Origin of the sequence: Limnohabitans sp., from assembly GCF_036804465.1 — a bacterium.
In the GTDB taxonomy this organism is placed as follows: domain Bacteria; phylum Pseudomonadota; class Gammaproteobacteria; order Burkholderiales; family Burkholderiaceae_C; genus Limnohabitans.
Genome location: NZ_DAIRSK010000020.1, coordinates 1 through 26221 on the forward strand (window position 1 = coordinate 1; position 26221 = coordinate 26221).

The 26221-nt window shown below is 55.2% G+C and carries 27 protein-coding genes; 18 read left to right on the forward strand and 9 right to left on the reverse strand.

Going from position 1 to position 26221, the window contains the following annotated elements:
• Window positions 1–1424, forward strand: a 1424-nt coding sequence (locus V7Q41_RS11115) for a two-component system sensor histidine kinase NtrB (protein WP_333845920.1), incomplete at its 5' end; no start/stop codon positions are given.
• Window positions 1425–1439: 15 nt separating this feature from the next.
• The gene (locus V7Q41_RS11120) at window positions 1440–2075 is read left to right on the forward strand and encodes a response regulator transcription factor (RefSeq protein ID WP_333845921.1); all 636 of its coding nucleotides are present in this window, start codon (window positions 1440–1442) and stop codon (window positions 2073–2075) included.
• A 1-nt stretch (window position 2076) separates the two neighbouring features.
• On the opposite strand, the gene V7Q41_RS11125 is transcribed toward V7Q41_RS11120, so the two are convergent.
• Window positions 2077–2217: a hypothetical protein gene (locus tag V7Q41_RS11125; RefSeq protein ID WP_333845922.1), complete on the reverse strand. Its 141-nt coding sequence runs from the start codon at window positions 2215–2217 to the stop codon at window positions 2077–2079.
• On the opposite strand from V7Q41_RS11125, the gene mltA reads away from it, so the two are divergent.
• The 12 genes from mltA (at window position 2150) to V7Q41_RS11185 (ending at window position 15804) form a co-directional block, all read left to right on the forward strand.
• Window positions 2150–3424 (forward strand): murein transglycosylase A, encoded by a 1275-nt coding sequence (gene mltA / locus V7Q41_RS11130; protein WP_333845924.1) that lies wholly within the window; start codon window positions 2150–2152, stop codon window positions 3422–3424. The two genes, V7Q41_RS11125 and mltA, sit on opposite strands and share 68 nt — an antisense overlap.
• A 56-nt stretch (window positions 3425–3480) precedes the next feature.
• Entirely contained in the window at window positions 3481–3768 is a 288-nt protein-coding gene (locus V7Q41_RS11135) for a Bor family protein (protein WP_333845926.1), read from the forward strand.
• A 16-nt stretch (window positions 3769–3784) separates the two neighbouring features.
• Complete coding sequence (locus V7Q41_RS11140; RefSeq protein ID WP_333845927.1) at window positions 3785–4072, forward strand: Bor/Iss family lipoprotein; 288 nt, start codon at window positions 3785–3787, stop codon at window positions 4070–4072.
• Window positions 4073–4210: 138 nt separating this feature from the next.
• Window positions 4211–7774, forward strand: a complete 3564-nt coding sequence (locus V7Q41_RS11145; protein ID WP_333845928.1) for an indolepyruvate ferredoxin oxidoreductase family protein — start codon at window positions 4211–4213, stop codon at window positions 7772–7774.
• An 87-nt stretch (window positions 7775–7861) separates the two neighbouring features.
• Window positions 7862–8191 carry a preprotein translocase subunit YajC gene (yajC, locus tag V7Q41_RS11150; protein WP_333845929.1) on the forward strand — a complete coding sequence of 110 codons (330 nt, stop codon included), beginning with the start codon at window positions 7862–7864 and terminating at the stop codon, window positions 8189–8191.
• Window positions 8192–8206: 15 nt separating this feature from the next.
• Window positions 8207–10060, forward strand: coding sequence for a protein translocase subunit SecD (gene secD / locus V7Q41_RS11155; protein ID WP_333845930.1), 1854 nt, complete (start codon window positions 8207–8209; stop codon window positions 10058–10060).
• A 12-nt stretch (window positions 10061–10072) separates the two neighbouring features.
• Window positions 10073–11026, forward strand: a complete 954-nt coding sequence (gene secF / locus V7Q41_RS11160) for a protein translocase subunit SecF (protein WP_333845931.1) — start codon at window positions 10073–10075, stop codon at window positions 11024–11026.
• A 191-nt stretch (window positions 11027–11217) separates the two neighbouring features.
• On the forward strand, window positions 11218–11982 hold the full coding sequence (locus V7Q41_RS11165) for an ABC transporter ATP-binding protein (RefSeq protein WP_333845932.1): 765 nt from the start codon (window positions 11218–11220) through the stop codon (window positions 11980–11982).
• The gene (locus V7Q41_RS11170) at window positions 11979–12683 is read left to right on the forward strand and encodes an ABC transporter ATP-binding protein (protein WP_333845933.1); all 705 of its coding nucleotides are present in this window, start codon (window positions 11979–11981) and stop codon (window positions 12681–12683) included. The genes V7Q41_RS11165 and V7Q41_RS11170 overlap by 4 nt, the downstream gene beginning before the upstream one ends.
• 24 nt (window positions 12684–12707) lie before the next feature.
• The gene (locus tag V7Q41_RS11175; RefSeq protein ID WP_333845934.1) at window positions 12708–13937 is read left to right on the forward strand and encodes an ABC transporter substrate-binding protein; all 1230 of its coding nucleotides are present in this window, start codon (window positions 12708–12710) and stop codon (window positions 13935–13937) included.
• A gap of 62 nt (window positions 13938–13999) precedes the next feature.
• Window positions 14000–14887 (forward strand): branched-chain amino acid ABC transporter permease, encoded by an 888-nt coding sequence (locus tag V7Q41_RS11180; RefSeq protein WP_333845935.1) that lies wholly within the window; start codon window positions 14000–14002, stop codon window positions 14885–14887.
• A complete protein-coding gene (locus V7Q41_RS11185) occupies window positions 14887–15804 on the forward strand; it encodes a branched-chain amino acid ABC transporter permease (protein ID WP_333845936.1) in 918 nt (305 codons plus the stop codon). The genes V7Q41_RS11180 and V7Q41_RS11185 overlap by 1 nt, the downstream gene beginning before the upstream one ends.
• A 14-nt stretch (window positions 15805–15818) precedes the next feature.
• Here the strand turns inward: V7Q41_RS11185 and V7Q41_RS11190 are convergent, their stop codons facing one another.
• Both V7Q41_RS11190 and dprA read right to left on the reverse strand, forming a co-directional pair.
• Window positions 15819–16301 (reverse strand): DUF494 domain-containing protein, encoded by a 483-nt coding sequence (locus tag V7Q41_RS11190; RefSeq protein WP_333845937.1) that lies wholly within the window; start codon window positions 16299–16301, stop codon window positions 15819–15821.
• A gap of 62 nt (window positions 16302–16363) precedes the next feature.
• A complete protein-coding gene (gene dprA / locus V7Q41_RS11195; RefSeq protein WP_333845938.1) occupies window positions 16364–17506 on the reverse strand; it encodes a DNA-processing protein DprA in 1143 nt (380 codons plus the stop codon).
• A gap of 99 nt (window positions 17507–17605) precedes the next feature.
• Here dprA and def point away from each other — a divergent pair, with 99 nt between their 5' ends.
• Genes def through V7Q41_RS11215 form a run of 4 tightly spaced genes read left to right on the forward strand, consistent with a single transcriptional unit; the run spans window position 17606 to window position 20202 of the window.
• A complete protein-coding gene (def, locus tag V7Q41_RS11200; RefSeq protein ID WP_333845939.1) occupies window positions 17606–18112 on the forward strand; it encodes a peptide deformylase in 507 nt (168 codons plus the stop codon).
• Between the two features lie 9 nt (window positions 18113–18121).
• Entirely contained in the window at window positions 18122–19120 is a 999-nt protein-coding gene (gene fmt, locus V7Q41_RS11205; RefSeq protein ID WP_333845940.1) for a methionyl-tRNA formyltransferase, read from the forward strand.
• 3 nt (window positions 19121–19123) lie between these two features.
• Complete coding sequence (locus V7Q41_RS11210; RefSeq protein WP_333845941.1) at window positions 19124–19855, forward strand: AzlC family ABC transporter permease; 732 nt, start codon at window positions 19124–19126, stop codon at window positions 19853–19855.
• Complete coding sequence (locus tag V7Q41_RS11215) at window positions 19852–20202, forward strand: AzlD domain-containing protein (RefSeq protein WP_333845942.1); 351 nt, start codon at window positions 19852–19854, stop codon at window positions 20200–20202. The genes V7Q41_RS11210 and V7Q41_RS11215 overlap by 4 nt, the downstream gene beginning before the upstream one ends.
• A gap of 12 nt (window positions 20203–20214) precedes the next feature.
• On the opposite strand, the gene V7Q41_RS11220 is transcribed toward V7Q41_RS11215, so the two are convergent.
• The 6 genes from V7Q41_RS11220 to V7Q41_RS11245 form a co-directional block, all read right to left on the reverse strand.
• Complete coding sequence (locus V7Q41_RS11220; RefSeq protein WP_333845943.1) at window positions 20215–20598, reverse strand: hypothetical protein; 384 nt, start codon at window positions 20596–20598, stop codon at window positions 20215–20217.
• 34 nt (window positions 20599–20632) lie between these two features.
• Window positions 20633–22510: an AMP-dependent synthetase/ligase gene (locus tag V7Q41_RS11225; RefSeq protein ID WP_333845945.1), complete on the reverse strand. Its 1878-nt coding sequence runs from the start codon at window positions 22508–22510 to the stop codon at window positions 20633–20635.
• Between the two features lie 70 nt (window positions 22511–22580).
• Window positions 22581–23408 (reverse strand): ABC transporter ATP-binding protein, encoded by an 828-nt coding sequence (locus tag V7Q41_RS11230; protein WP_442918855.1) that lies wholly within the window; start codon window positions 23406–23408, stop codon window positions 22581–22583.
• Entirely contained in the window at window positions 23401–24186 is a 786-nt protein-coding gene (locus V7Q41_RS11235; protein WP_333845946.1) for an ABC transporter ATP-binding protein, read from the reverse strand. Before V7Q41_RS11235 ends, V7Q41_RS11230 begins: the two co-directional genes overlap by 8 nt.
• Before the next feature lie 7 nt (window positions 24187–24193).
• Entirely contained in the window at window positions 24194–25270 is a 1077-nt protein-coding gene (locus V7Q41_RS11240; RefSeq protein ID WP_333845947.1) for a branched-chain amino acid ABC transporter permease, read from the reverse strand.
• 2 nt (window positions 25271–25272) lie between these two features.
• Window positions 25273–26142, reverse strand: a complete 870-nt coding sequence (locus V7Q41_RS11245) for a branched-chain amino acid ABC transporter permease (protein ID WP_333845948.1) — start codon at window positions 26140–26142, stop codon at window positions 25273–25275.
• Window positions 26143–26221: the final 79 nt, after the last annotated feature.

Here is a 26221-nt window from a genome sequence, read left to right on the forward strand (position 1 = left end):
TGGTCAACATGGTGGGTCCGCAACTCACCCGCAGCCAAGAGGTGTCGTTCACCGAGTCCGATGGCACGCGCTTGGCCATGCACGGCACGGCAAGCCGAGGCTCGCGCGTGTTCATCGCCAAGCAACTGTTGGACTTGCCAGGCCACACCATGGTGCTGCGCATGGACAGCTGGCGCGGCGCACCCGATGTGTTCCCCAACGTGTTGACCGCGTTGGTCACGGCCATGGCGATTGCGCTGGTCACCGTGTTGGTGATGTTGGCGCGTGACATGCGCCGACGTCAACGCGTGGAGCTTGACCTGGCCGATGCACTGGCATTTCGCAAAGCGATGGAGGACTCGCTGGTGACTGGGTTGCGTGCGCGTGACAGCGAAGGCCGCATTACCTATGTCAACCCCGCATTTTGCGAAATGGTGGGTTTTGAGGCCAAGGAGTTGATAGGCCAAAGCATTCCCGCGCCCTACTGGCCGCCCGAGATGGTGGACGAATATGGGCAACGCCAAGCCCTGCGTTTGGCCGGCAATGCGCCGCCGCGCGAGGGGGCAGAGTCGGTGTTCATGCGCAAGAGCGGTGAGCGCTTTCCGGTGATGATTTTTGAAGCCCCGCTCATCAATGCCATCGGCGAGCAAACAGGCTGGATGGGGGCCGTCTTGGATGTGAGCGAGCAACGCCGCGTCGAAGAGGTGTCACGTGCCAGCCAAGAGCGTTTGCAAGCCACCGCACGTTTGGCCACCGTGGGTGAAATGGCCTCGCTTTTGAGTCATGAACTCAACCAACCCTTGGCCGCCATTTCGAGTTACGCCACGGGCAGCATGAATTTGCTCAAAGACGCAGCCCTCCAAGACCCGCAATTGGCGGAAAACTTGAGCAGCGCGATTCAGCGCATTGGCCAACAGGCCGAGCGTGCAGGCAAGGTCATCAAAAGCGTGCACGACTTTGTGCGCCGCCGCGACCAATCGCGCGAAGCGCTTGCTCCCCGCGCCCTGATAGACCATGTGATGCCCTTGGTGATTTTGCAAGCCCGCAAACTGGGCGTGCGCGTGGTGGTGAACTGTCCGTCCGATTTGCCGGCTGTTTGGTGCGATCGGACCATGGTGGAGCAAGTGTTGTTGAACCTCACGCGCAATGGCATGCAAGCCATGGCCGATGACACGCCCCACAAAGTGTTGACCTTGGCGGTGCGTGTTGCAGACGCCAGCGCCAGCAGCCGATGGTTGGAGTTTTTGGTGGCCGATTTGGGGCATGGCATTGCACAAGGCGTGGCCGAAAAACTCTTCACCCCCTTCTTCACCACCAAGCAAGAAGGCATGGGTTTGGGCCTGAGTTTGTGCCGCACCGTGGTGGAGCAGCACGGCGGCATCTTGCGATTTCAGCCCAATCTTCCGCATGGCACCGTGTTCAGTTTTACCCTGCCACAATCTTGAAATCAGGCCACACACATGCAACCCTCGGAAGACGCTTTGGTATTTATTGTTGACGACGATGCGGGCGTGCGCGAGGCCTTGGCGTGGCTGTTGCGTTCACGTCGCTTGCCCAGTCAGTCGTTTGAGAGTGCCGATGCGTTTGCTGAATTTTTAAACGCCAACCATTTGGCGTGGCAGCCCAGCCAACCCGGCTGCTTGTTGCTTGATGTGCGCATGCCTGGCATGAGCGGGTTGGCATTGTTTGAGCAACTCATCGAACGCCAGCTGCTCAATGCCCTGCCCGTGATCTTTCTCACCGGTCACGCCGATGTGCCCACCGCGGTCGATTCAGTCAAGCGGGGCGCGTTTGACTTTTGTGAAAAGCCGTTCTCTGACAACGCGCTGGTCGATCGCATCGAGCAGGCCTTGGCTCGCTCGGCGCACACCCTGCAAGCTTTACGCAACAAGCAAAGCCTGAAACACAATTTGTCGGACCTCACCGAGCGCGAACGTGATGTGATGTATTTGGTGGTCGAAGGCCTGCCCAATAAACTCATCGCAGACCAGCTGGACATCAGCGTGCGCACAGTGGAAGTGCACCGCGCGCGGGTGTTTGACAAAATGAATGTGAAGTCAGCCGTGGAGCTGGCCAACTTGCTACGCGCTGAGTGATTTATTTGTCCTCTTTGGCGGCCTCTTTTTGTGCTGCTTCGTGTTCAGCCTCTGCCTCTGCGCGGCCTGAGAACATGGTCCACCATACGATCAACACCAAGATGCAACCAGCGCCCAGCGCTTCTAGCAAAATTAACAGCATGAGACACATCCTTTGGCGTTTGACAGTTGTCCTGATTGTAGGAAGCTTGGTGGCGTGCAGCGCACCGCGCCAAGCACCTGTGGGCGACTATGGCCGCCCCACCAGCGTGCCGGCACCTACAACTGCAACTGCACCTGTGGATTTGCCTCGTACCACCGGCAGCTTGGCTGGCACACCTGGCACGCCCAACCCACAGCAAAGCTACCGCAGCCGCTGGGTCGCGGTTGCGTGGAGCGAGGTGCCTGGTTGGCAAAACGACCCACTGCAAGACGCATGGAATGCGTGGCTGCAAAACTGCGTGCGCCCTGGCCCCTTGTTTGCGCCGCTGTGCCAAGACGTGCGACAGCTCATGCTGGGCAGCGATGATGACCGCCGCTTGTGGATGATGGGCCATTTGCAACCCTATCGCGTCGAGTCACTCGACGGCGCGGTGGAGGGCTTGCTGACCAGCTATTACGAGCCTTTGTTTGACGCGTCTGCACACATGCGCCCTGGCTTTGAAGTGCCTTTGTTCGCGCCGCCCGAGGGCTTGGCCGAGGCGCGTCGCGCAGGCCGCCCATGGTTCACCCGCCAAGAGATCGACAGCCAGCCCCAAGCGCGTGAGGCCCTGCGTGGCCGCGAGGTGGCGTGGTTGGCTGACCCAATTGACGCCTTGGTGTTGCACATCCAAGGCTCGGGCCGTGTGCGCATCGCCAACCCAGATGGCAGCACGCGCGTGGTACGTTTGGCTTTTGCGGGCTCAAACGAGCAGCCTTACCAAAGTGTGGGCCGCTGGCTGCTAGAGCGAGGCTTGATCAAAGATGCTTCATGGCCAGGCATCAAGGCATGGATGGTCAGCACGCAACAATCCAACCCCCGTTTGGTGCAAGAGATGATGTGGAGCAATCCGCGTTATGTGTTCTTTCGAGAAGAAGTACGCAGCGCCGCCGACACACATCTGGGTCCCCGAGGTGCCCAAGGCGTGCCGCTCACGCCAGGCCGATCGATCGCAGTGGACAAAGACTCCATCCCTTACGGCACACCGGTCTGGCTGAGCAGCACGGGGCCCAATGGCCATTTGCAACGCTTGGTGTTTGCGCAAGACACTGGCAGCGCCATTGTGGGTGCGGTGCGGGCAGATTACTTTGCTGGCACGGGCCTTGAGGCGGGTGACTATGCGGGCCGAATGAAGCAGGGCTTGCGTTTATGGGTGTTTTGGCCTAAATAAATACTACTTATTGGCTCATAAAATAAGCACTCCTTTAACTTAAAGAGTGTTTTTAAATGAAAAAACTAGCAATTGCAGCCCTTGTGCTGAGCCTCACAGGCTGTGCGATTCAGCGCTTTGATGTGCGACCAGACACACACAATGCGGCGACACACGATGACTCACAAACCTTCTGGGTGGCGGGCATTGGTCAAAGTCAAGACATTGACGCGGCCAAAGCGTGCGGTGGCACATCAAAAGTGCAGCGTGTCGAAACACAAATGACTGCTGGCAACGTCGGTATGACGATGTTGACTTTGGGCATTTACTCACCACGTCAAGTTCGCGTTTATTGCACCCGTTAATCGTCAGGACAGCACCATGAAAAAAATCATTCTCCCCTTGATCTTGGTCGCCACATTGGCGGCTTGTTCTACACAAACGGCCTACATCAATGGCCAAACTGGCCAGTTGGCCAAAGAAGACATGCAAACCTTCTTTGTCAATGGTTTGGGCCAAACTCAAACGATCGATGCCGCTGCGGTGTGCGGCGGTGCCAATAAAGTGGTCAAGGTAGAGCGCGAGACATCGTTCTTGAACGGTCTATTGGGCTTGCTGACCGGCGGCATTTATACGCCTTTCGACGCCAAGGTGTATTGCCAAAGCTAATTGCCAAAGCTGGGTTCTCAGTAGATTTAAAAAGCCCTGCCCGAAAGGTCGGGGCTTTTTTATGTCTCTCAAGTTCCTGCGCGATCTGTGTTTGCGTCCTAAACTCTTAGCGCATAGCCGCTAACAGAGGAACTGCCCATGAATGCCCCCCTGCCCGAGCACATTCGCCGCGCACTCGACACGGTGACGCTGGACGACAAATACAGCCTCGACCAAGGCCGCGCCTTCATGAGCGGCGTGCAAGCGCTGGTCAAGCTGCCCATGCTGCAGCGCCAACGCGATGCGCTGCAAGGCAAAAACACGGCGGGCTTCATCAGTGGCTATCGCGGCTCACCCTTGGGCGCCTATGACCAATCGCTGTGGAAAGCCAAGCCTTACCTGGCAGCACAAAACATCGTTTTTCAACCGGGTGTGAACGAAGAGCTGGCCGCCACGGCACTGTGGGGCACTCAGCAACTCGGTTTTGCGCCTGCGGGCAGCAACAAATTTGATGGCGTGTTTGGCATTTGGTACGGCAAGGGTCCAGGCGTGGACCGCTGTTCGGATGTGTTCAAGCACGCCAACATGGCGGGCACCACCCCTTGGGGCGGTGTGTTGGCCGTGGCGGGGGATGACCATGTGGCCAAAAGCTCCACGGCGGTGCACCAAAGCGATCACATTTTCAAAGCCTGTGGCACACCTGTTTTCTTTCCCAGCAGTGTGCAAGAAATACTAGATTTGGGCTTGCACGCCATCGCCATGAGCCGCTTCAGCGGCGTGTGGTCGGGCATGAAAACAATTCAAGAAATTGTGGAGTCCAGCGCCACCGCCGTGATTGACCCACACCGCGTGAACATCGTGATCCCTGACTTTGACATGCCTGCGGGCGGCTTGCACATTCGCTGGCCAGACACAGCGCTGGAGCAAGAAGCCCGTTTGTTTGACTACAAGTGGTACGCCGCGCTGGCCTATGTGCGCGCCAACCGCTTGAACCACAACGTCATCGAAAGCCCGAACGACAGGCTAGGCCTGATTGCCAGTGGCAAGGCTTTCAATGACACACGCCAAGCGCTGCTGGACTTGGGGCTAGACGACGCCAGCTGTCGCCGCCTTGGCATTCGCTTGCACAAGGTGGCTGTGGTGTGGCCGTTGGACGCGCAGCTCACCCGCGAGTTCGCCACAGGCTTGCAAGAAATTTTGGTGATCGAAGAAAAGCGCCAAGTCATTGAGTACCAACTCAAGGAAGAGCTCTACAACTGGCGCGCCGATGTGCGGCCCAATGTGTTGGGTAAGTTCAACGAGATCGATGGCGAAGATGGCAAGCAGGGCCCCTTTGGTGGAGGCGGTGGCGAATGGTCCATGCCCAACCCCAGCGCCAACACCTTGTTGCGTGCCAACGCCGACCTCAACCCCACACTCATTGCCAAAGCCATTGCGCAACGCGTGCTCAAGCTCGGCGTGGATGCCGACACCACCGCACGCATCCAAGCACAGCTCGCCATCATCAGCGCCAAAGAAGCTCAGATGCAAACCGTCACGCGCCAAGCTGAACGCATGCCTTGGTTTTGTTCGGGCTGCCCGCACAACACCTCCACCCAAGTGCCCGAAGGCTCGCGTGCGATGGCGGGTATTGGCTGCCATTTCATGGTGTTGTGGATGGACCGCGAGACACATGGCTTCACCCAAATGGGCGGCGAGGGCGTGCCTTGGGTGGGTCAGCAACCGTTTGTGAATGACGACCACATCTTTGCCAATTTGGGCGACGGCACGTATTTCCACAGCGGCATCTTGGCGATTCGTCAAAGCATTGCGGCAGGTGTGAACATCACCTACAAAATTTTGTACAACGATGCAGTGGCGATGACGGGCGGACAGCGCGTGGGTGAAAGACCTGAAGGGCATTCAGTCCTTCAAATCGCGCAAAGTATGCGAGCTGAAGGTGCGCAACGCATCAGTGTGGTGACAGACGAGCCCGAGAAATATGAAGGCGCGGGTTTGGTCGATGGTGTGGCGGTGTTCCACCGCGACGCGCTAGACCGCATTCAGCGCGAGATGCGGGGCATCTTGGGTTGCACCGTCATCATTTACGACCAAACATGCGCCACCGAAAAACGCCGTCGCCGCAAACGCGGCACCCTCGTTGACCCCGCCACGCGGGTGTTGATCAACGAGTTGGTGTGCGAAGGCTGCGGGGACTGCGGTGTGCAAAGCAACTGCATGAGCGTGGAGCCAATCGAGACCGAGTTTGGCCGCAAGCGCACCATCAACCAAAGCACCTGCAACAAAGACATCAGCTGCGTCAAAGGTTTTTGCCCGAGTTTTGTCACGGTCGAAGGCGGTAGCCTGAAAAAGAAAGCCAAGGGCGTGTCACGCATTGCCATGCCCGAGCTTGCGTTGCCAGCGCCCAACTTGCCCGACACCACCCACGCGTGGGGCATGGTGGTGGCGGGCGTGGGTGGGACGGGCGTCATCACCATTGGTCAGTTGCTGGGCATGGCGGCGCACCTTGAGGGCAAAGGCATCGTCACTCAAGATGCGGCGGGCTTGGCGCAAAAAGGCGGCAGCACCTGGAGTCATGTGCTCATCGCCAATCAACAAGACGACATTCGCACCACACGGGTGGGCCTGGCAGCAGCAGATGTGGTCATTGGTTGCGACCCCATCGTCGTGGCGAGCCAAGAAACCCTTCAGCGCATGCGTGCAGGTCGTACCCACGTGGCGTTGAATGTGCACAGCGCCCCCACCGCTGCATTTGTGCGCAATGCCAATTGGCAAAACCCAGGCGACGCCTGCGTGGCCGAAATCGTGCGGGCCGTCGGCGCAGAGTGGGTAGGCACCTTTGATGCCGACCGCGTGGCCACCCAAGTGCTGGGCGACAGCATTTTTGTCAACCCCATGATCTTGGGCTTTGCGTGGCAAAGAGGTTGGGTGCCTTTGGGCCACGCAGCCTTGATGCGAGCCATTGAACTCAACGACATGGCCGTGGCGCAAAACAAGGCCGCGTTCGAATGGGGGCGTCACTGCGCCGTGCATTGGGAGGAGGTGCAAGCCTTACTCGCCCCCGCGCAAGTGGTGCAGTTCCACAAGCCCGAAGGTGTGGATGCCTTGATCGAGAAACGCCGCGAGTTTTTGGCGCTTTATCAAAACACAGCGTACGCCAACCACTATTACAAATGGGTGGAGCGTGTGCGCTTGGCAGAGGCTGCGCTTCACAAAACCACAGTCACCGAGGCGGTGGCACGCAACCTGTTCAAGCTCATGGCCTACAAAGACGAGTACGAAGTGGCGCGCTTGCACACCGACACCGCCTTTTTGCAAAAGATTGACGCCATGTTTGAAGGAGACTTCACAGTCCACTACCACTTGGCCCCTCCGCTGTTGGCGAAGACCAACGACAAAGGTGAGTTGCAAAAGCAAAAGTTTGGGCCGCTCATGCGCACGGGGTTTCAGCTGCTCAAACACCTGAAGGTGCTCAGAGGCTCTGCACTGGATGTATTTGGTTACACCCAAGAGCGTCGCACCGAGCGCGCGCTCATTGAGGAATACCTGGCCACCGTGGAGATGGTGCTGGGCGGACTCAACACCAGCAACCATGCTTTGGCGCTGGAGCTGGCACGAATACCTGAACAAATCAAAGGCTTTGGCCATGTCAAGGCCCGCCACTTGGCGGCTGTGCGTCAAAAGTGGGACGCCTTGAAAGTGCAGTGGTCTGCCCAACATTGAGGCGACAAGCCAGCCGCATACAATTCGCGGTTGGCCTGCTGGGGCGTTTTGTACCCTGGCAGCAGTCCCTCAATTTGGAGTCTGACCGTGTTGATTTCTTCTGCTTTTGCCCAAACCGCTCCTGCCGCTGCTGCAGGCACTGACATGATGTCTTCATTGCAAGGCATGTTGCCTTTGGTGCTGATGTTTGTGGTTTTGTATTTCGTGATGATTCGCCCCCAAATGAAGCGTCAAAAAGAACACAAAGCCATGATCGAAGCCATTGCCAAAGGCGACGAAATTGCCACAGCGGGCGGCTTGCTCGGCAAGGTGACCGCCTTGGCTGACGCCACCGTGACCATTGAAATCTCTGCGGGCGTGGAAGTGCAATTGCAGCGCCAAGCCGTGGTGCAAGTGCTGCCCAAGGGCTCTATCTAAGACGACGAAGCGATCATGAACCGTTACCCCATTTGGAAGTACGCGATCATCGTGATCGCTTTGTTGGTCGGCAGCCTCTACACGCTGCCTAACTTTTTTGGTGAAGCGCCTGCGGTGCAAGTGTCAGCAGCCAAGCCCTCTGTCAAGATGGATTTGGCGGTGCAAGAGCGTGTGCAAGCTGCTTTGGCTGCTGCCAATTTGGCGCCCGATGTGGTGACCTTGGACAACAGCTCGCTCAAAGTGCGCTTTGGCAGCACCGACCAACAAATCAAAGCCAAGGACATCATCCAGCAAGCCTTGGTGCCCGATGCCAACGATGCCTCTTATGTGGTGGCGCTTAATTTGTTGGCCCGTTCGCCTGCATGGCTGACCAGCTTGGGCGCATCGCCCATGTATTTGGGTTTGGACTTGCGTGGTGGCGTGCACTTCATGTTGCAAGTCGACATGCCTGCGGCGCTGACCAAAAAAGCCGAGTCTTTGGCGGGTGACATTCGCACCAGTTTGCGCGAAAAGAACGTGCGCCACAGCGGCATCAGTCGCAACAACCAAACCATCGACATTCGTTTCCGCGACATGGCCACCTTGGAGGCTGCGCAACGTGTGATTCAAGACCAGTTTGCTGACCTGCAAACCGCAAGTAGTCCAGATGGCGCTGACTTCAAGCTCACCGCGCTCATCAACCCCGCGGCGGCCAAGCGCGTGCAAGAACAAGCCATCAAGCAAAACATCACCACCTTGCACAACCGCATCAACGAGTTGGGTGTGGCCGAGCCGGTGATTCAACAGCAAGGCCTGGATCGCATCGTGGTGCAACTGCCTGGCGTGCAAGACACGGCCAAGGCCAAAGACATTTTGGGGCGCACAGCGACGTTGGAAATCCGCATGGTGGACGACAGCGCCGAGGCCCGTGCGGCTGAGTTTGGCAACGGCCCCGTCCCGTTTGGCACAGAGCGCTTCTTCGAGCGCAGCGGCCAAGCGGTGATTGTGAAAAAGCAAGTCATCTTGACCGGCGAAAACCTCACCGATGCACAGCCTGGCTTTGACACCCAAAACCAAGAAGCTGCGGTGCATCTGACCCTGGACGCCAAGGGCGCACGCATTTTCAAAGACGTCACGCGTGAGAGCGTGGGCAAGCGCATGGCCATCATTTTGTTTGAAAAAGGCAAGGGCGAGGTCGTGACTGCGCCAGTGATTCGCAGCGAAATTGGCGGCGGTCGCGTGCAAATTTCGGGTCGCATGAGCACCGTGGAAGCCAACGACACGGCCTTGCTGTTGCGCGCGGGCTCACTCGCCGCCCCGATGGAGATCATTGAAGAGCGCACCATTGGCCCAAGCTTGGGTGCTGAAAACATTGCCAAAGGTTTTGACTCCGTCACCTGGGGCTTTGTGGCCGTGACCGCTTTCATGTGTGTCTATTACATGTTGTTTGGTGTGTTCTCTAGCGTGGCCTTGGCCGTGAACTTGTTGCTGTTGGTGGCGGTGCTCTCTATGTTGCAAGCCACCCTCACTTTGCCCGGCATGGCCGCGATGGCCTTGGTGCTGGGGATGGCGATTGACGCCAACGTGCTGATCAACGAACGCGTGCGCGAAGAGTTGCGCAACGGTGCGTCGGCCCAATCCGCCATCCACGCGGGCTATGACCGTGCTTGGGCCACCATCTTGGACTCCAACGTCACCACCTTGATTGCAGGCTTGGCCTTGTTGGCCTTTGGCTCTGGCCCTGTGCGCGGTTTTGCGGTGGTGCATTGCTTGGGTATTTTGACCAGCATGTTCTCTGCGGTGTTCTTCTCACGTGGCTTGGTCAACCTTTGGTATGGCCGTCAAAAGAAATTGCAAAGCGTGTCGATCGGCACGGTGTGGCGCGCTTAAAAGGAAACCATCGTGGAATTTTTCAAAATCCGTCAAGACATCCCTTTCATGAAGAACGCGGTGGCATTCAACGCCATCTCGTTCATCACATTTGCGGCGGCAGTGTTCTTTTTGTTCAGCCGTGGTTTGCACCTGTCAGTTGAGTTCACGGGCGGCACGCTGATGGAAGTCAGCTACAGCCAGCCCGCCGATCTCAACGCCGTGCGCGATCAAATCGCCAAGCTGGGCTTCACCGATGTGCAGGTGCAAAACTTTGGCACGGCCCGCGATGTGATGATCCGCATGCCTGCCGTCAAAGGCCAAAGCTCTGCGCAACAAAGCGAGCAAGTGTTGATCGCCCTCAAGACAACGGACGCCAATGTGCAGCTGCGTCGCACCGAGTTTGTGGGGCCCCAAGTGGGCGACGAACTCGCGGTGGATGGCCTCAAGGCTTTGGCCTTTGTGGTCATCGGCATCATGATTTATTTGGCCATGCGCTTTGAGTGGAAATTTGCCGTGGCCGCCATCATTGCCAACTTGCATGATGTGATCATCATCTTGGGCTTTTTTGCGTTCTTTCAGTGGGAGTTCTCGCTGCCTGTGTTGGCCGCGGTGCTGGCGGTGCTTGGCTACTCTGTCAACGAATCGGTGGTGATTTTTGATCGTATCCGTGAGAACTTTCGTCGCTATCGCAAGATGGATACGGTGGAAATCATCGACAACGCCATCACCTCCACCATCAGCCGCACCATCATCACGCATGGCAGCACGCAGCTGATGGTGTTGTCCATGTTGCTGTTCGGGGGGGCTACCCTGCACTACTTTGCGCTGGCGTTGACCATTGGCATTTTGTTTGGCATTTACTCATCGGTGTTTGTGGCGGCGGCCATTGCCATGTGGCTGGGCATACGCCGTGAAGACCTCATCAAACCCGTCTCCAAAGTGGCGGGTGATCCCGATGACGAGAATTCTGGTGCGGTGGTTTAAGCCCCACGTTTCACAAGGAAAAGCCGGTTTGCGAACCGGCTTTTTTGTCTCTGCGTGACAGCGTCCCTAGCAGGCGGCGCTTGATTTGTCTTGCAGGTGACTGCAAAACGGGTTTACCCCTTTGCGCCATCGCCAATCGATGTTTAGCATGCGCGACCTAGACAGACGTACTCTCAGCTAAGGCCACAGGTTTGACACGCAACGACTTCATTTTAGAAACCAAGCAGCTCACCCGCGAATTCAAAGGCTTCATCGCCGTTGATGGTGTGAACTTGCAAGTTAAGCGCGGCTCCATCCATGCTTTGATTGGCCCCAACGGGGCAGGCAAAACCACGGTGTTCAACTTGCTCACCAAGTTTTTGCCTGTGAGCTCGGGTCAGATTTTTTACAACGGCCAAGACATCACTGCGCTCAAAGCCGCCGAGGTGGCGCGCATGGGCATGGTGCGTTCGTTCCAAATCTCTGCAGTGTTTCCGCATCTGAGCGTGTTGGAAAACGTGCGGATTGGCTTGCAGCGCAAGCTTGGCACCAGCTTTCACTTTTGGAAGTCTGAGGACAGCCTCAACAGCCTCAACGCGCATGCCATGCATTTGTTGGAGCAGGTCGATCTGGCCAGCTTTGCCCAAACACAAACCGTTGAGCTGCCTTATGGCCGTAAGCGTGCGCTTGAGATCGCGACCACTTTGGCGCTGGACCCCGAGTTGATGCTCTTGGACGAGCCGACCCAAGGCATGGGCCACGAAGACGTGGGCCGTGTGGTGGATTTGATTCGCAAGGTCTCAGCCAACCGCACGGTGCTGATGGTGGAGCACAACATGAATGTGGTGTCTGATTTGTCCGACACCATCACCGTGCTCGCGCGTGGCTCGGTGTTGGCCGAAGGCCCTTACGCCCAAGTGTCCAAAGACCCGCGCGTCCTAGAGGCCTATGTGGGCACCGCCGAGGAGGCCGCATGAGCACGCCCCTCTTGAAGGTTGCCAACCTAGATTCTTGGTACGGTGAGTCACATATTTTGCATGGCGTGAATTTTGAAATTCACGAAGGCGAGTTGGTCACTTTGTTGGGCCGCAACGGCGCTGGACGCTCCACCACCATCAAGTCGATCTTAGGTTTGACGGGTCGTCGCACTGGCTCGGTGCAAATTGATGGCATCGAAACCATTGGCATGCAAACCAACCAAATTGCGCGTCTGGGTTTGGGCTATTGCCCTGAAGAGCGCGGTATTTTTTCGACGCTGAGTTGCGAAGAAAACCTCATGCTGCCACCCAAGGTGGGCCCAGGCGGCATGTCGGTAGAAGAAATTTATGAGATGTTCCCCAACCTCAAGGAACGTCGCAGCAGCCAAGGCACGCGTTTGTCTGGTGGTGAGCAGCAGATGTTGGCCATGGCGCGCATTTTGCGCTCAGGCGCACGCATTTTGTTGCTCGATGAGATCACCGAAGGTCTTGCGCCCGTGATTGTGCAAACACTGGGTCGCGTGATTCGCCAACTCAAGGCCAAGGGCCTGACCATTATTTTGGTCGAACAAAACTTCCGCTTTGCCGCACCCCTGGCAGATCGGCACTACGTGATGGAGCATGGCCAAATCGTGGCCACGGTTCACAAAAATGAGCTCGATAACAAAGCACAAATGCTGAACGAGTATCTGGGCGTTTAAGCCCTTTTTCAACAGGAGCAAACTATGAAGCGTACTTTCGTGACCTCAGCCATCGCAGCCGCGACGGCCGTCTTTTTGGCCGGTGTTTCCACCAGCGCCATGGCACAGGGCAAACTGTCTGGCGACACCTTGAAGATTGGTGTGTTGACCGACATGTCTGGCTTGTATGCCGACTACGGTGGCCCTGGTGCTGTGGCCGCTGCCAAAATGGCGGTGAAAGACTTTGGCGGCAGGATGTTTGGCAAGCAGATTGAAGTGGTCAATGCCGACCACCAAAACAAGCCCGACATCGCCAAGAACGTCACCCAGCAATGGTTTGACCGTGACGGCGTGGACATGACCGTCGAGAACTTGAACTCCTCTGTGGCACTGGCGGTGCAAGCCTTGGGCAAAGAGAAAAACAAAATCACCATCGTCACGGGTGCGGCTTCAGCGCGCATGACCAATGAAGACTGCGCTCCTGGCACAGGCATTCATTACTTGATGGACACCATTGCTTTGAGCAACGTGGTGGGCAAAGCCATTGTGAAAGACGGCGGCGACAGCTGGTACTTCTTGACCGCTGACTATGCCTTCGGTCACTCGCTGGAAAAAGACACCAGCGAAGTGGTCAAGGCGGCCGGCGGCACAGTGCGGGGTGCGGTGCGTCATCCGCTGGCGACGGGAGACTTTTCGTCCTTCTTGTTGCAAGCCCAAAGCTCTGGCGCCAAAGTAGTGGGCCTGGCTAACGCGGGTGGCGACACGGTGAACAGCATCAAGGCGGCGGCTGAATTTGGTTTGACCAAAAAGCAAAGCTTGGCTGCTTTGTTGATGTTGATCACCGACGTGCATGCAATTGGTTTGAACACGGCACAAGGCTTGTACTTGACCGAAGGCTGGTATTGGGACTTGAACCCCGAGACACGCGCTTGGGCTCAAAAGTACGAAGCTGAGATGAAGAGAAAGCCCAACTCGAACCACGCTTCTGTTTACTCATCCACCATGCATTACCTGAAGGCTGTTCAAGCCGCGGGCACAGATGACACGGCTGCAGTGATGAAGAAGATGCAAGACACGCCCATCAACGACATGTTTGCCAAGAACGGCAAGCTGCGTCCTGATGGCCGCATGGTGCACGACATGTACTTGTTCCAAGTCAAGTCGCCTGCCGAATCCAAAGGCGCTTGGGACTACTACAACTTGAAGGGCACCATCAAGGGTGATGAGGCCTTCCAGTCGCTGGCCCAAAGCCGTTGCCCTGCTTTGAAGAAGTAATCCAAGTCATTGACTGAACCGACGGGCCGCATGGTGCGGCCCGTCACATTGCATCGAACTGTATGACTGAAATTTTTGGCGTGCCGATACAAGCCTTGATGGGGCAACTCATGCTCGGTTTGGTGAACGGCTCTTTTTATGCCATCTTGTCGCTGGGGCTGGCCGTGATTTTTGGCATGCTCAACATCGTCAATTTCGCACATGGCGCGCTCTACATGGTGGGCGCTTTTTTTGCGTGGATGTTGCTCAATTACGCGGGCATCAACTACTGGTTGGCCCTGGTCATTGCCCCCATTGGCGTGGCCTTGATTGGCGTATTGATTGAAAAAACCATGCTGCATAGGTTGCAGCAACTCGACCACTTGTATGGCTTGTTGCTGACCTTTGGTCTGGCTCTGATTTTGGAAGGCATCTTCCGAGAGTTTTATGGCTCATCGGGCTTGCCCTATGAGCTACCGCAAGTGTTCCGCGGCGTGTTTGATTTGGGCTTCATGATGCTGCCCAAGTACCGCGTGTGGGTGATTGTGGTGTCCATCGTGTTGTGTTTCTTCACGTGGTATGTGATTGAGAAAACCAAGCTCGGCGCTTATCTGCGTGCGGGCACTGAAAACCCCAACATGGTCAAAGCCTTTGGTATCAACGTGCCTTTGATGGTCACGCTCACCTACGCATTTGGCGTGGGCTTGGCGGGCTTGGCAGGTGTGATGGCGGCGCCGATCTACCAAGTGAGCCCACTGATGGGCTCCAACATCATCATCGTGGTGTTTGCGGTGGTGGTGATTGGGGGCATGGGTTCGATCTTGGGCTCGATTGTCACGGGCTTGGCTTTGGGCCTGATTGAAGGCCTGACCAAGGTGTTTTTTGCAGAAGCGTCGACCACGGTGGTGTTTGTCATCATGGCGATTGTGTTGTTGATCCGGCCAGCAGGCTTGTTCGGGCGGGAGAAGTGATGGGCAAACGTTTGATTTACGGCGTGCTGTTGCTCGTCCTCTTGGTGGCGCCTTTTGTGGGCTACCCCATGTTCTTGATGAAGGTGCTGTGCTTTGCTTTGTTTGCCTGCGCCTTCAATTTGTTGATTGGTTTTACCGGCTTGCTGTCGTTTGGCCACGCCATGTTTTTTGGTTTTGCTGCCTATGTGTCGGGCCATGCCGTCAAAGTGTGGGGCCTAACGCCTGAGGTGGCGGTGTTGGCGGGCACCTTGTCTGCGGCTTGCATTGGCTTGTTCACGGGTTGGTTGGCCGTGCGCCGACAGGGCATTTACTTTGCGATGGTCACCTTGGCTTTGGCGCAAATGATTTACTTCATCTGCGTGCAGTCACCGTTCACCTATGCAGAAGACGGCATTCAAAGCATCCCACGCGGTAAGTTGTTTGGCCTGCTCGACATGAGCAGCGACACCACCATGTACTACATGGTGCTGGCCATTTTTGTAGCGGCTTTTGCCTTGATTTACCGGGTGGTGCATTCACCCTTTGGTCAAGTGCTGAAGTCCATTCGTGAGAACGAGCAACGTGCTTTGTCTTTGGGCTACAACGTGGACCACTACAAATTGGTGGCGTTTGTGTTGTCCGCTGCCTTGGCTGGTTTGGCGGGTGCCACCAAGGCGATTGCTTTTGGCTTGGCCACGCTCACCGACGTGGGCTGGCAAATGTCGGGCGAAGTGGTGTTGATGACCTTGCTAGGCGGTATGGGCACCTTGATTGGCCCTGCGGTTGGCGCAGCAGTCATCGTCGCGATGCAAAATTATTTGTCTAGCCTAGGCTCGTGGGTCACCATCATCATGGGCTGTACGTTTGTGGTGTGTGTGCTGGTGTTCCGCCGCGGCATTGTGGGGGAAATTGAGCACCGCTTGGGCGGCAAAGACTAAGCTCAGTGTCAGTCTCAGTGCGCGACGCGATCGGCGTCGTCGCACAACTCATCCAAGATCAAGGCGTCTGGCTCTAAGCCAATGCTCCAGTACACCATGAGCACGATGATTTTCAAGTCGTCTAAATGGATGGGGTTGCCGGGGATGGCCATGGCGCGGTCCAGCACAATTTCGCGCATGTGGGGCGACAGCACGTCGGCAGATTCAAGAAAGTTGATGAAACCCAAGCAAGCGCTACCCAAGTGGTCTTGCTCGGCCACCGAATACACGCGCATGCTTTGGGCCGATTCGGTGTAGTGCGTTCTCTTGGCTTGGCTGATGTCGATCAGCTCGGTTTTGTGGGACGCCAAATTGAGCTCGTCGAGCCACGACAAAGCTTGTTGGATGTCTTCTAATTCAAAACCAGCAGCACTGAGTTTGCGGCCTAGCTGCTCCAGCTCAGGACACGCATCGCCTCGCCAATAGTTTTCATAGACGAATACGAGCACTTCAAACATGTAGCCCAATATACATGTTTTTTGTGTCGCAATTTGTCACAAATATCGGTGTTGTCCCTTAATCACGCACGGATCAATCGCTGAAACAAGCCCCCAGGCAAACGCCCCACTGCCCCGTCTAGTTCAAGCGTGAGCAGTTGCGCTTGCAGCCCGGCTGTATCAAGGCCGCAGCGGGCTTGCAGGGCGTCCAAGCTGACAGGGTCAAAGCCCATGTGGGTGAGCAGCGGATGCAGATTGTTGGACGATCCAGCCTCTTCTCCAACTTTCATCGCCTCGGCAAACAAGCTGACTTGTTGTTGCGGTGCAAGCTGCAGCTCTTCCAGCACGTCTTGCGCGTTTTGGACCAGCTTGGCCCCTTGACGGATCAGGGCGTGGCAGCCGTGCGATTGCGTGGCGTGGATAGAGCCTGGAATGGCCAGCACTTCGCGGTTCAACTCCAGCGCCATTTGGGCGGTGATGAGTGAGCCTGATTTCAAGGCGGCTTCGACCACCAGCGTGCCCAAGCCCAAGGCCGCAATGATGCGGTTGCGTTTGGGGAAGTGGTGCGCCAGAGGTGCGGCGCCCAAGTGGTATTCGCTGATCAGCAAACCATTCAGCGCAATCTGCGCCGCCAGCGTTTGGTGCTGGCGGGGGTATACGCGGTCTAGCCCTGTGCCCACCACGGCCACGGTGTGCCAATGGGCCTTCGTCGTTCCTCCCCGCAAGGCGCCTTTGTGCGCACCACCATCCACGCCCAGCGCAAGGCCTGACACCACGCACAAGCCTGACGCGCAAAGCGCTTCGCCAAACTGCTCGGCTGTTTGTTCACCTTGTGGCGTGGGGTTGCGGCTGCCCACAACCGCCACGGCGTTGCCCAGCGTGCGCCTCGTTTGTCCGGCAACATAAATCATCAAGGGTGGGTCGGCCAGTTGCAGCAGCGCCTGCGGGTAGTGGGGATCGCCCAATGTCCACAGGGCGTGGCTGTGGGTATCGGGCTGATGCATCAACCATTGTTCGGTGCGCACGCATTGCACGGCCAGCTCGTTGGGGACATTGCGCAGGGCTTGTACTTGTGCAGGTGTGACCACTTGCTGCAGTGCGGCTTCGGTCTGTTCAAACACCGCTTGCGGGCTGCCAAAGCAAGCCAGCAGCTTTCGCGCTGCGTCGTTGCCTACGCCCTCGGTCATGCTCAGTCGCAGCCAAGCGCGTAACGCGTTTTTGTCCATGTATCCCTCCCCTTGAAATGTGCCATCGATTGTCAGAACAGGTGTCCGAAATAGGCACGGCCAACGATCGAAAACTTCAAAAGCGGAGACAATAAAGCCATGCCAAAGTTAGACATCCTCAGATTCCCCGACCCCAGACTTCACACGGTCGCCAAGCCAGTCAAGGACATTGACGCGCGCATCAAGGCCCTGATCGCCGACATGCTGGAAACCATGTACGACGCCAACGGCATCGGCTTGGCGGCCTCACAAGTTGACGTGCACGAGCGTTTGGTGGTGATAGACACCTCTGAAGAGCGGGACCAACCCATCGTGCTCGTCAACCCCGAAATCATTTGGATGGGGGATGTGCGTGTCAAAGGCGAGGAGGGCTGCTTGTCGGTGCCTGGCATCTACGACGGTGTTGAACGCGCGACACACGTCAAAGTTAAAGCGCTGGATGAGCACGGTCAAGAGCGCACGCTTGAAGCCGAAGGTTTGTTGGCCGTGTGCATCCAACATGAGTTGGATCATTTGTTGGGCAAGGTGTTTGTCGAATACCTCTCGCCTTTGAAGCGCAATCGCATCAAAACCAAATTGCTCAAAGCCTCGCGTGACGATGAATAAAGCGCTGACATGAGCCAGCCCTTACGCGTCATCTTTGCGGGTACACCCGAATTTGCAGCCCAGGCCTTGGCCCAAATTTTGAAGGCAGGCCACACCGTCCCCTTGGTGCTGACCCAGCCCGATCGGCCTGCAGGTCGGGGCATGAAACTGCAAGCCTCCGCGGTCAAACAACTGGCCGAGCGACACCACATCGCGGTGGCGCAGCCTTTGAGTTTGCGCTTAGACGGCAAATACCCAGACGATGCAGCAGTTGCACAAGCGGCCATTGCACAGGCCAACGCGGATGTGATGGTGGTAGCGGCCTATGGCCTGATCCTGCCGCAGTGGACGCTGGATGCGCCGCGTTTGGGCTGTTTGAATATTCACGCTTCGCTGCTGCCACGGTGGCGAGGCGCGGCGCCGATTCACCGCGCCATTGAGGCGGGGGATGCGCAAACCGGTGTGGTCATCATGCAAATGGACGCAGGCCTGGACACCGGCGACATGTTGCTGACCGACAAGCTGGCCATTGCCGCAGACGACACCACAGCAAGCCTGCATGACCGCTTGGCCGACATGGGGGGCGCATTGGTGGTGCGAGCCTTGGCAGATGCGCAGTCAGGCAAGTTGCAGCCTGTCAAACAGCCAGAGTCTGGCATCTGCTACGCCCACAAAATAGACAAAGCCGAAGCTGCGGTGGATTGGCTGCAATCGGCCGATGCCATTGACCGACGTGTACGCGCCTTCAACCCGTTCCCTGCCGCCTCGGCGCAGCTTGGCACAGACGTCATCAAGCTGTGGCGTGCCACAGTCGACCACATGACACACAACCACGCAGCAGGCACGGTGATCAGTGCCGATGCGCATGGCGTCCGCGTGGCCTGCGGCCAAGGTGTGTTGTGCGTGACCGAGCTTCAACGCGCCGGCGGCAAGCGGCTCAATGCCGCTGATTTTTTACGCGGCTTTGCACTCACCGCTGGCCAATGCTTTGAGCCGCTCAGCGCTCAAAAAAATGACCTGAAAAGCTGACACATGTTTTGGCAACGCAAGCTCTACCTTCACCCTGATTTCAATGTCGGGGTGCGCGACCTCGCGCCGCAAGCCTTTGGGCAAATTGCGTGGGCGCTGATGACGGGCGTGGCTTTGGTCAAGTCAGGCATGAGTGTGTTTGAGTCGGTCTTCATGACCCTGGTGGTCTACGCTGGCAGCTCACAGTTGGCGGCAACGCCGCTCATCATGGCGGGTGCGCCTGCTTGGGTGGTGCTGGCTGCTGGCTTTTGTGTGAACTTGCGCTTTGTGGTGTTCAGCTTGCACATGCGTGGCTACCTCATGCACTTGCCTCGGTTGCCGCGCATGGTGGCGGGCTACTTCACCACGGACCCTGTCTATGTGCTGTTTATCCGTCGTTTTGATCACCCTGCACACACCGACGAACACCGTCGCTCGCAAGAGGCTTACTTGGCTGGTTTGAGTGTTGCCAACTGGACCAGCTGGATTTCGTGCAGCTTGTTGGGCATTGCCTTGGCCAACGCCATCCCCACCGCATGGGGCTTGGGCTTTGCGGGCATTTTGTGTTTGTTGGGCATTCAGTGCTCGCTCGCAAGCTCGCGCTTGCGCGTGTTGTCGGCGATCGTGGCAGGCATGGTCGCGGTGCTGGCGTATGCCTTGCCTTTGAAGCTTCATATTGTGGTGGCCATCCTCATGGCGGTGTTTGCATGTTTGATGGCAGAGCAACTCAAGGTCTTGAAAGAGAGGCCAGCATGAACAGCACCGACTTGAATGTGACCGACGCCTGGACCCTTTGGGTCATTGTGGGTTTGGCCATCATCACAGCTGTCACACGCAGTTTTTTCTTTCTCAGCAACAGCGAGTGGCACTTGCCACATTGGGCGCAGCGCGGCTTGCAATATGCGCCCATCGCTGCACTCTCAGCCGTGGTGGTGCCTGAAATTGTGATGAGCCAAGGCGAGCTCATTGCCACGTGGCAAGACGCCCGCATTTATGCAGCGGCAGTCGGGGTGGCTATTTACTTCTTCAAGCACGACGTGTTGCTGACCATCGTGCTGGGCATGGCGGTGTACTTGCCCTTGCATTTAGGCTTGGGTTGGTAAGCCCCGCAAGGTTTAGCTGCGCACAAACAAGGTGACGAGTTCGTCCGGCCCCACTTGGCGGCTCCAGTGACCGTGTACCTTGGCATCAAATGTGGCGCCTCTAGGCAGCACATCGGCCGAGTAAAAGTGCTCGCCTGGGCCAAAGACGCGCGACGTGCCGTCTTGCAAAAATATTTCCATCTGACCTTCCAACACAAACAACCACTGCGGGTTGTCGGTGCAGTGAAAGTCGCTGCGAAACCCGACAGGGCTGCGGCGCAGCTGCATGCCGCCGCTGGGCATGAGAGGCGACAAACGCGCTTGCGGTTTGCCTTCGGAGAGTTCGATCGTTTCCTCGCGAAAGCGTGCGAGGCCGTCGGTGTCGGTGAAGAGGATGACTTGGTTGAATGTGCTCATGGGCAAGACTGTAACAAGAGCCACAGATGACGCTTCATGCACGTTCAACATACATTTTTTGAATCAAGTCTGCGTATTTATCGATCACCAGCTTTCGCTTGAGCTTCATCGTCGGAGTGACCTCTTCGTCCTCTGGACTTAGTTTCTTGCTGAGCAAAAAGAACTTTTTAATTTGCTCCACACGTGCAAATTTTTGATTCACTTGATCGACTTCCGATTGAATGAGTTTCGTAATTTCTTGCGCTTGGGTCAGGCTTTCGTAGTTGGTGAAGCCAATGTCGTGCAACTGGGCATATTGTTCGACGTTGTCATGGTCGACCATGATGATGGCCGTGAGATAGGGCAAGCGGTCACCCACAATGACGGCATCCGTGATGTAGGGCGAGGCCTTCAACTCGTTTTCAAGTTCGCTGGGCGTGATGTTTTTTCCGCCAGCCGTGATGATGATGTCTTTCATGCGATCTGTGATGGCGAAGAAGCCGTTTGCATCTACTGTTCCCACATCGCCTGTATGCATCCAACCTTCAGCGTCAAACATCTCTTTGGTTTTATCAGGCAAGTTGAGATAGCCAGAGAAAATATTTTGACCTTTGATGAGAATTTCACCCGTTTCAGAATCAACCTTCATTTCGTTGTGAGGGGCTGGGACGCCAATCGAGCCCAGTTTGATGAAGCCAAGGTTATTCGCAGACGAGCCGCCGCATGTTTCAGTCATGCCCCAAATCTCAAACATGGGCACGCCCAACGCAAAAAACCATCGCAAAATTTTCGGCGAGATGGGTGCAGCACCACTTAATAAGAACCTTGCTTGGTCAATGCCAAGTGATTTCCGGACATTCGCCAAAACTAGCCAATGCGCTATGCGATATGCCAGACGTTGGTGTAGGCCAATAGATTGCCCGGCTAAAAACTGGTCAGCAATTTTGCTTCCAAGCTCGATGGCCCAATGGAACATGAACTGTTCAAATCTTGTCGACTCTTTGAGAGACAAATAAACACCGGATTGAAACTTTTCCCACACGCGTGGAACCGCAAGAATGATGGTGGGTGAAATTTCTCGAATATTTTCAGGAACGGTTTCAGGGTTTTCGACAAAATTAATTTTTGTACCTGTGTACAGGCACACGAACGCACCGCCCACCCGTTCGGCGATATGACAGAGGGGTAAAAAGCACATGCGTTCATCTTGTGGTGTTTGCGCAATGATTTGTGCGTGACCACGAATTGCATAGACCAAGCCTGAATGATGGTGCATGGCGCCTTTGGGTTTGCCGGTGGTGCCAGAGGTATAGACCAGTATTGCCAAGTGCTCAGACGATGATGCGTTTCTAAGTGCATCCAGACCAAGAGGGTTGCCCACCAAAGCTGAAGCACCAAGCTGGCGCAGTGCCTTGAGTGACAAAACTTGTGGGTGCTCAAAATGGCGCAGACCCTTGTCATCTAGGACAATGATTTTGCTCAGGTTGGGCAGGTCTGGCAGGACCTCGAGCGCCTTATCAAGTTGTTCTTCGTCTTCCACAAATAAAAAACGGCTCTGGCTATCACTCAGGATGTATTGCACCTGTGACACCGCATCCGTTGGATAAATACCCGCCGAAGCACCCCCTAAACTAAGAATCGCAAAATCTGCCCATACCCATTCAGCCCGGGTGTTGGACAAAATTGAAACCCGATCTTGAACCCGCATGCCTAGGGCGTGTAAGCCCATGGCTATTTCTTTGACAATCTCTCCGGTTTCATGCCAAGTCCAAGCACGCCAAATGCCCAGCTCTTTTTGACGTAACCAAATATCATTTTTTCGCAACGCGACTGCATTCCAAAACAAGGCCTGAACTGTGTCGCCTGCCAAAGGCGCAGCAGCATTTTTCTCTGCGCGCGCAAATTCAGCTTCAATTTGCCAAAGGTAACGCATCAGAGATCTCCAGTTTTAGACAAATCGCCATGAAGTGGTTCATCAAGTATGTAGAAGTCAGCGAGGCCAGCTAGCGCCAAGTTTTTTTCTTTTTCCATCTGCGTTCAGTCCGAACACCTTCTTGTTTTATGCCTAGATAAAACTCTTGGATGTCGTCTTTTTGCATCAAACGTTCGCATGAGTCTTGCATGACGATGCGACCGTTTTCCATGATGTAACCGAAGTCAGCTGTTTGCAATGCAATGCTTGCGTTTTGTTCAACCAAGAGAATGGACCGTCCACTGTCTTGGTTGATCATTCGAATAATCTGAAAGATCTCTTTGGTTAATTTAGGACTTAAACCCAGACTGGGTTCGTCCATCAAAATCATTTGTGGATCTGCTAGCAAGGCCCTCGCGATGGCCAGCATTTGTTGCTGTCCGCCAGACAACAAACCGGCGACTTGGGTGGCGCGTTCTTTAAGAATGGGGAAGTAACGATAGGATTGCTCTAAGTCACGGGCAATCGCATCACGGTCATTGCGGGTGTAAGCGCCCATCATGAGGTTTTCATAGACTGTGAGCAAAGGAAAAACCTCTCGGCCTTCTGGCACATGGCTGAGCCCCTTCTTGACGAGGTCTGAAGCTTCCACGCCCGTGATGTCTTGTTGGGCAAATTCGACCGTGCCTCTGACGGGATCCATAATGCCTGAGATGGTTTTTAACAGGGTTGTTTTGCCTGCGCCGTTGGAGCCGAGAAGCGTGACGATTTGACCCTTCTTTACTTCAAGGCTTACCCCGCGAATGGCTTTGACGGGGCCGTATGCGCTTTCAATATTGGTCAGTCGAAGGAGTGCTGAACTTGTGTTGGCGGCGGTCGATGCCGATGTCGCCGGCATGGGGGTTGGCATATCAGTCATTTGCACCCTCGTCTTCAGCACCAATGTATGCCTTGATCACATCAGGATGGCTCTGAACCTGCGCCGATGTCCCAATTGCGATGACTTGTCCTTGATTCATGGCAACCACGCGACTAGACACGCGCGCGACCAAAGACATGTCGTGTTCGACCATCAACACAGTGATGCCTAAGTCATTCACTAGATCCTTGATCCAAAAAGCCATCTCTTCAGTTTCTTCAGGATTCAAACCAGAAGATGGCTCGTCAAGTAAGAGCAGTTTTGGATCCATGCTGAGGGCACGTCCTAATTCGACTACTTTTCGGATGCCGTATGGCAGGCCAGATACAAAGCTGTCTCTGTATTTTTGTAAGCCTAGAAAGTCAATGACTTCTTCGATTCGCAGGCGGGACGCGTGCTCTTCTTGGCGGGTTGAGTTGAGAAATAAAAGATTGCTCCAAAAGCTTGTGCGATTCAGTCTGTGGTGACCAATCAGCAAATTTTGCAAAACGGTTGCATGTTCAAAGAGCTCGATATTTTGAAAAGTGCGCGCGATGCCAAGGTTTGCAATTTTGTGCGGTGGCGTATCACCCAGATCCACGCCCTCAAAAAACAATTGGCCTGTGCTTTGAGGATAAATCCTACTGATCACGTTAAACAACGTCGATTTGCCAGCGCCATTGGGCCCAATGATTGTCAGCACCTCACCCTGCATGACATCAAAGCTCACGCTGTCCACAGCAACCAAGCCGCCGAAGCGGCGCGTAACATTTTGAACTTTCAATAATGGTTGCGACATAGGTGGCTCACTTCAGGCGGTCAGATTTTTGAAATGACTTTTGTCGCTTAAACATGCCATCTCGATAAAAAGGAAATACCTGAAAATAAGTTCGAATCTTGACCCAGCGCCCATACAAACCCATAGGCTCAAACAAAACAAAACAAATCAGAATGACGCCGTAAATAACATTTTGTAAACCCGCCGCGTTAGCCATGAATACCGGCAATAGGTCTTTTAGATTGGCAATCAGAGGCGGCATCATGATGATGAAGATGGCGCCAAAGAAAATGCCATGGATACTTGCTAGGCCACCAATGATGACCATCAGCACAAAATCTAGCGACAAGAAAAGGTTGAAGTTCTCAGGTGAAATGAATCTAAGGTAATGCGCGTACATGGCGCCACCCACACCCGTAAATCCTGCGGAAATCATGAAGGCGATGATCTTGTAGCGCCCCACATGAATGCCCATGCTTTGTGCAGATATTTCCGAGTCGCGAATGGCAATGAATGCACGTCCAGTCGAGCTTCGTAATAGATTGATGGTCAACAAGGTTGCAACCACCACAATACCCAAGATGAGATAGAAAAAAGAAACTTGGGTGTTGAAGGCCACTCCAAAAATTTGTGCAGATTTAACGGTCAGTCCTGATGTGCCATTTGTAAATGACTCCCACTTGACGAACACTTCCTCAACAATGAGACCAAGCGCCAATGTGGCGACACCTAAGAAAATCCCCTTTACTCTTAGTGCGGGAAGAGCGATCAAGGCGCCAAGAACAACATTGATAAAAATAGACACGGCCAAGGCGGCAAAAAAAGGCCATCCTAAATTTGTGAAATAGGCTTGCACAAATGCGCCGAGTCCAAAGAATGCGGCGTGCCCAAATGACAGCTGCCCTGTGTAGCCCAAAAGGACCATGGTGCCGAACCCCACCAACGAATAAATCAGGATGATGTTGACTTGCGCCATCCAAAATTCGCTCACGACGAGTGGGCATAAGGCCAGGACCAATAGCAACAGGGTGTACCAAAAAGCTTGGCCCTTGTGCTTGACGATATTGATGTCTTGCGCGTAGCTTATTTTAAAAATAAATCTCATGCTTAGACTTTCTTGCGGGTTCGTTCGCCCAACAATCCTTCTGGGTACAAGAGCAAAACCAAAAGCATCACCACGTAAGCAGAGACTTCCTTAAAGCCTTCGGGCAGATAAAAACCAGAAAAAGCTTCTACCAAGCCAATGATGATCCCACCCAAAATTGCACCAGGCAAACTTGTAAAACCGCCCACCACAGCTGCAGGCAAAGCTTTGAGGCCAATAAAGCCCATGTTGACGTGGATGAATGTGATGGGGGCTAGCAAAATGCCAGCAAGGCAGGCAAGCGCTGCCGCCATACTCCAGACCAGTCCGTTGATTCGCTTCACTGGTATGCCCATGTAATGTGCTGCCAGTTGATTTTGAGATGTGGCTCTCATGGCGATGCCAACTTTGCTGAATCGAAACATCACATACAAAATTAAGCTCACGACGATCGTCGAGCCAATGACCATCAAGTGGTCATACGAAATGACGGCCCCTGCCACATTCAGTACTTTGCCCGCATACGGAACTTGGAGTGTGTGAGTCTCAGTGCCTATGTCGGGCACCATGGCAATCAGACCCCTGGCAACATAGCCAAGTCCGATCGTGATCAGCACGATTGCTAAAGAAGTTTGGCCTAAAACGGGGCGGATGACCATGCGCTCCAGCAATAAGCCAATTAAAGCAAGTGCTGCAACAGCTGCCAATACCGCAAAGCCATAAGGAAACCCAAAAAACTGTGTCAATAGCAGCGCGCCAAACGCGCCAACCATCATGAGCTCACCTTGGGCAAAGCTAATGGTTTCGGTCGCCTTGTAAATCAGAACAAAGCCTAGGGCGATGAGCCCATAAATACAGCCTTGAGAAATGCCACCAAAAATCAGTTGCAACATGGCGTGCATTCATAAAGATAAAACCAGATTTAGCCAGGAGCCGTAAGTAAAGGCCCTGGCCGATCTAGATCGTTAAAAA

Coding starts and splice junctions, on each gene's coding strand:
- V7Q41_RS11120 (WP_333845921.1), top strand. CDS start 1,440: ATGCAACCCTCGGAAGACGCTTTGGTATTTATTGTTGACGACGATGCG.
- mltA (WP_333845924.1), top strand. CDS start 2,150: ATGGTCCACCATACGATCAACACCAAGATGCAACCAGCGCCCAGCGCT.
- V7Q41_RS11125 (WP_333845922.1), bottom strand. CDS start 2,217: ATGCTGTTAATTTTGCTAGAAGCGCTGGGCGCTGGTTGCATCTTGGTG.
- V7Q41_RS11135 (WP_333845926.1), top strand. CDS start 3,481: ATGAAAAAACTAGCAATTGCAGCCCTTGTGCTGAGCCTCACAGGCTGT.
- V7Q41_RS11140 (WP_333845927.1), top strand. CDS start 3,785: ATGAAAAAAATCATTCTCCCCTTGATCTTGGTCGCCACATTGGCGGCT.
- V7Q41_RS11145 (WP_333845928.1), top strand. CDS start 4,211: ATGAATGCCCCCCTGCCCGAGCACATTCGCCGCGCACTCGACACGGTG.
- secD (WP_333845930.1), top strand. CDS start 8,207: ATGAACCGTTACCCCATTTGGAAGTACGCGATCATCGTGATCGCTTTG.
- V7Q41_RS11170 (WP_333845933.1), top strand. CDS start 11,979: ATGAGCACGCCCCTCTTGAAGGTTGCCAACCTAGATTCTTGGTACGGT.
- V7Q41_RS11175 (WP_333845934.1), top strand. CDS start 12,708: ATGAAGCGTACTTTCGTGACCTCAGCCATCGCAGCCGCGACGGCCGTC.
- V7Q41_RS11180 (WP_333845935.1), top strand. CDS start 14,000: ATGACTGAAATTTTTGGCGTGCCGATACAAGCCTTGATGGGGCAACTC.
- V7Q41_RS11185 (WP_333845936.1), top strand. CDS start 14,887: ATGGGCAAACGTTTGATTTACGGCGTGCTGTTGCTCGTCCTCTTGGTG.
- V7Q41_RS11190 (WP_333845937.1), bottom strand. CDS start 16,301: ATGTTTGAAGTGCTCGTATTCGTCTATGAAAACTATTGGCGAGGCGAT.
- dprA (WP_333845938.1), bottom strand. CDS start 17,506: ATGGACAAAAACGCGTTACGCGCTTGGCTGCGACTGAGCATGACCGAG.
- def (WP_333845939.1), top strand. CDS start 17,606: ATGCCAAAGTTAGACATCCTCAGATTCCCCGACCCCAGACTTCACACG.
- fmt (WP_333845940.1), top strand. CDS start 18,122: ATGAGCCAGCCCTTACGCGTCATCTTTGCGGGTACACCCGAATTTGCA.
- V7Q41_RS11210 (WP_333845941.1), top strand. CDS start 19,124: ATGTTTTGGCAACGCAAGCTCTACCTTCACCCTGATTTCAATGTCGGG.
- V7Q41_RS11215 (WP_333845942.1), top strand. CDS start 19,852: ATGAACAGCACCGACTTGAATGTGACCGACGCCTGGACCCTTTGGGTC.
- V7Q41_RS11220 (WP_333845943.1), bottom strand. CDS start 20,598: ATGAGCACATTCAACCAAGTCATCCTCTTCACCGACACCGACGGCCTC.
- V7Q41_RS11225 (WP_333845945.1), bottom strand. CDS start 22,510: ATGCGTTACCTTTGGCAAATTGAAGCTGAATTTGCGCGCGCAGAGAAA.
- V7Q41_RS11230 (WP_442918855.1), bottom strand. CDS start 23,408: ATGACTGATATGCCAACCCCCATGCCGGCGACATCGGCATCGACCGCC.
- V7Q41_RS11235 (WP_333845946.1), bottom strand. CDS start 24,186: ATGTCGCAACCATTATTGAAAGTTCAAAATGTTACGCGCCGCTTCGGC.
- V7Q41_RS11240 (WP_333845947.1), bottom strand. CDS start 25,270: ATGAGATTTATTTTTAAAATAAGCTACGCGCAAGACATCAATATCGTC.
- V7Q41_RS11245 (WP_333845948.1), bottom strand. CDS start 26,142: ATGTTGCAACTGATTTTTGGTGGCATTTCTCAAGGCTGTATTTATGGG.